The sequence below is a fragment of the Mesorhizobium sp. M2A.F.Ca.ET.039.01.1.1 genome, assembly GCF_003998035.1.
Classification (GTDB): Bacteria; Pseudomonadota; Alphaproteobacteria; order Rhizobiales; family Rhizobiaceae; genus Mesorhizobium.
The window spans coordinates 1-4,464 of the sequence record NZ_RZRY01000532.1 but is presented as its reverse complement, the minus strand read 5'-3'; the positions used below and the strand labels follow the sequence as shown (position 1 = coordinate 4,464).

At 63.8% G+C, this 4,464-nt stretch carries 1 protein-coding gene and 1 pseudogene; both read right to left on the bottom strand.

Annotation, left to right across the window (positions count from 1 at the left end; all coding sequences use genetic code 11):
- Positions 1–2,764 (bottom strand): annotated as a pseudogene (locus EOA24_RS28570) (ATP-binding protein); the annotation flags it as partial.
- The gene (locus EOA24_RS28565; RefSeq protein ID WP_127410321.1) at positions 2,761–4,272 is read right to left on the bottom strand and encodes a hypothetical protein; all 1,512 of its coding nucleotides are present in this window, start codon (positions 4,270–4,272) and stop codon (positions 2,761–2,763) included. The pseudogene EOA24_RS28570 and the gene EOA24_RS28565, both read right to left, overlap by 4 nt.
- Between the last annotated feature and the right edge of the window lie 192 nt (positions 4,273–4,464).

Below are 4,464 nucleotides of genomic sequence, written 5' to 3'. Positions count from 1 at the left end.
CCTCCGAGAGGTTCGCGATAGTGGCGTCGTCGGGCCGCGACTCCGCGTCGCGGTGATCGTATATCTCGACGAAGCGCGGGCCTGCGGCCTGGCGAGGCGGCCGACCGCCGACATCGCGGTACCGATCGGAGCACCAGTTGATGAGTCCCTCGTTGCAAGCGTCGGTAGTGCCACCAGCGCTCGCGACGACCACTCCTATGACCGGCTTCGCCGACAGCAAACCCGATACGTCCTCGAGCGCCCGGCCCACCTGCGCCGCGCTGAACCCAACGGAGATACCGCCCACTGAGATACCGAACGCTTCGCCAAATGGCGCCAGGCGAGACCGGTTGGGCAAGCGGCCAAGCCGGTCGCCATTCCAGAGGACAGACCAATAGTCGGTGCCGTTCTCGACGGCAAGAAAGTCGATCCTCTCGATCCCGCCAGGCGATCGAAGTGCCAGCGTCAGCAGATCGGGCACGCAATCGGGGTCAAGCACGCTTACCGCTGGGCACGGGTCGCCGCGGGATTCGGTTTCCAGCAGCACGCCTTGCGCTACCGCGTGCCATGCGAGACGAAGCGGGTGCAGCGGGGAGAGTATTATGGCGTCCGGAATGCGCGAAATTGTGCGGCGGTCGTCCTCGAGCGATGTTACGATCGCCACGTCGACCCAGCAGGCGACATCGGGATCGGCCGCCAGCCAAGCATGGTACGCGTCGAGATATCGCTCGACGAGCGATCGGAATTCGTCGTCGTTGGCGAGCCATCTCCCCAACTCGGCCGATTCCATAAGACCCGTCTGGTCGCCGGTGCCGCGCGTTCGCGCCGCGAGCTGCTGACGGGCCTCCACGAAGCCTGGTGGTGGTTGGAATTCCGCTGCGTCGGGCCGCGGATCCTGAATGAAGCGCCCGGTCGAGAAGATAGGCCCGGTGCCAGTGCCCCAAACCGGCTGGACCCAGGCATCGACGTAGTCATCGGCCAAGACAATCGGGAGGTACGAGCTGCCAGCCGCATCCTCGGCCAGCATCCAATCCTGCAGGCTCGACGATCGCGCACTTCGATTGAGCTGGACCACGGGCTTAGCCTCCGAGGGCTCTATCACTCGCCGGTTAGCGCGGATGAGGCGTTCGAACTCGCTCCTGCAACCCTGCTCGACGACGTCTTCGACGGCGATGAAGACGCGGCACGTCTCGTGCAAGACGGAGCCATCGGGAACTACCCGACTGAACCCAATGTCCACCTGATAGTTGGTCTCGGCCTCGATCTCCACTTGGTGGAATCCCTCGCGCACCGACCGCACCGTAAGTTGCTGAACTGCGTCGATGTGGTCCTGGGCGTCGTCCGACGTACCTGTCGCAGCGGCATCCAGTTCGACACCCGGCGAGGTAAAGATCAGGAGCTCGTATCGGCCACCGCCGGGCACGACCAGGCTCGTCTCGAATGCGGGCGAGGCCTTTGGCCTGCGTGGCGGCTTCCTGGGTGCCGTAAGCTTGCGCGCCAGGCGACAGGCAACGAAAATTCCTGGCTTCCAAGTGGCAAGCGAGACTACCTTGATGGCACCGGGCTTGAAGCCCTCAGCCGATGCGACATAGCGCACCGGCGCACCGTGGCTCGGCGGCGCGTCATCGAGGAACACAGCTTCCTCCTCGCCCGCGCGAACCTCGCCGATCTTATTGCCTTTGGAGCCGCGCTCGATCGAAACCAGCGTGCCCGTCGCATCCGGCCCGACGGTCTCGAAGGTAAGAGCCACCTTATTTTCCACCAGAACGGGCATGCCTTTGCCGAGAGGCACGAGTGCGTTCGAGCAACCCATGCGGATGTCACCTTGGGCAGCTGCGTCCTCGGTGAGCAGTTCAGACCATTTCTCGGTAGTCAACGCCCTCCACCATGGCGATGCGACCGGCATGTCCAGGCCGTTGCTAGGTGCATAGTAGGAAGCGGTCGCGCGCTCAAAGGCGGTCGGCACGTCGCAGGCACCGCGTAGGTGTGCAAGGAACGCGTCGAGGTGAGCCGAGTCTTCGTCGCTGGCATCTTCCTGTGCCCGCCGGATTCCCGGGCCGAAGCCGTCCGACATCGCATCGGCGATCTTCTCGAGGACCGCGACCTGTTCGCGCGGCGACAGCTTGCCGTCGCGCATCGGCGGCATGCCACAAACGAGGCTGAGCTGCTGCGCCGGGGTCAAGCCCTGGCTGCCGGGCTCGATCGAGAAGAGTCTTGAGAGGACACGCCACGCAGCGGCGCGTTGTGTGCGCTCAGCATCCATTTCATCCGCGGCCGCCGCTGCGCGACCAACGAGGCTCTGGGCGTCGTCTCGTTGCTGGTCTTGGATCCCGGCTTGGTCGACGCCAGCCCGGACTAGCTCGCGGACGAACCCGTCCGCCCACCAGTCCTCAAATGGCACGTTGCCGCCATTGTTCGAAGCTGCGACTCCGAACTCATCGGTCGTCGACGTCACAGAGCGCATGCTGTGCTGCCCCGGCGACACCAGCGCCAGGAATGTCGGCTGAGACGGTGAGTTTCGAAGGTTCAGGAGATGCGTGTCATCGCAGCGACCCGAGACTCCGGCCGGCGGATTGGCCTCGCCCGGCGCAAGGGCAGGAACCAGCAAGAGGATCGGCACGGATTGGGCCGCGGTTCCTTCCCGGGTCAAGAGGCTGAAGACGTCCGCCAGGAGTTCCTGCGGGGGACCGTGGAATATAAGCCGGACTTCGCCCTCGCCGTCCCCATAGGCCTGCAAAATCTTGTCACTGATCAAGTCGGAAATGAAGATTGCCAGGCGATTCATGCCGTTTCTTCCTGAGCTGCCGGGAACGGGGGCACGAGCAGCATGCCGCTTTCCGCATCGGGGCTATCTAGGACGAGGCCGAGCATCCGTAGTTGATGACCAAGGTCGTTGGTGGCGATATCTTGATGGTCGACGATGATACCATAGCCGGCGAGGTGCTGCGAAAGCCGGCGTACGGACCGGGGGCCTGTGGTTCCCGCGAGCGAGCAATGCACGAGCGCCAAGACCGCCACAGGGCCGAGCCCGACGACCCAAGGGCTGGAGTTACTGGTGCCGCGCTTCCTGAGCACGAAGCCTTGGTCGTATCCGCGCAACACCGGGTTCGCTGCTTGTCGCTGGCCTAGCACGTGCCGTGCGAACTCCATGATGTTGGAGCCAATCCCTTTCTTGCAAAGCAACGTTCGGGTCTCGCGCTCGGAGACTTCGGCGATTGCATCGCGTAGCCCTGTGGTCTCGATGATCCTGGTCCCTCGGCGAAGCCGATCGCACAAATCGGCGAGCTCGTTTCCCGTTGAAAGCGAGAGGACGCTACTCCCTTCCGGGTCGACCGCCCACAAGGTTGCATTGAGGCCTAGGCGAGCCTGGAGGAAGGACGATGCCCGGTCCTTGATCCCCGGCAGCGCGCGATCGCCATACGAGAGGAATCGGAAGGACCCGGGAAAGAGCTGCGCCCGTGCCTCGACTGCATCAACGGGGCCCCCACCGTCGAGCGCGTTCTTCACGCACTCCCACGCGCGCGCGTGGACGTCGCAGAGCCAGGTGACATGTGCGACTGCGGCAAGCCTCGTGACAGCCTCGAGAAGGCTCGTCCATTGCCTGCGCGTCATCGCGTCCTTGGCCGAGATGATGGCGCCGAGGTCGCGGACGAAGTGCTTCGCTGGGTAGTCCAATCCCTCCCGGTCTCCAGGATCCAGCGTCTGCTTCTCGTCAGGCGAGACCAGCCCCCAGGCTGGCCGAGGGGACCACGCCTCGATTTCGGCCTGCAGAAAGCGCGCAAATATGTCATCCTGATCCGATACGGTAAGCGCATCGAATAGCGCCCGCCACGTTGCGTCCGCGGCCGAGTCGTCTCGCGAGCCTAGCCAGATCATCCGGCGAACCAAGGCACCCGCTGGCCATGAGTTACTACTGAGGCGTGCGGAGCCGGAAACCACGGCTGCTTGTGGCACAAGTGGCGTGACCTGGACGAACCGCTTCGATGATTGGTTGGGAAGTTTAGGGCTCTCCAGCACCGAATGCAGCAGCATGTGGAAGGTGTCGGCGTCGAGCGCAGCGGCATCGGGTTTGCGCGAACGGTCGCGATACCACTGGACTTCCTTGTCGAGATCGCGACCGCGCTGTGGCACGGTTCGCTCGGTCGCACCAACGAGGCCGATATGCCGATACAAGGAAGAAAGGATGACCTCTGAGCTTGCATATTCCGGCGCGGGTGACATCGCGAGCGCTGAATGCTGGTAGGCGGGATGAGACGTCCGCCAGGGGTCTTCCCGGAATTTTGCGAGAGTCATCGGGCGCCTTCCTTGCGGACCGCAAAGCCAGACCGTCGCTGCACGATGGACGACCCGCTTGATCCGATTCGAATGCGCGCCCTGTCGAGCACGACCTTGTCCCTCACAATGGGACCGGACAATCTAGCGCGTGTCGTGTCGAGCAACGCGAGAACGGTTCGGGGCAGGGAAGCTATAGACATTCCATTCTCA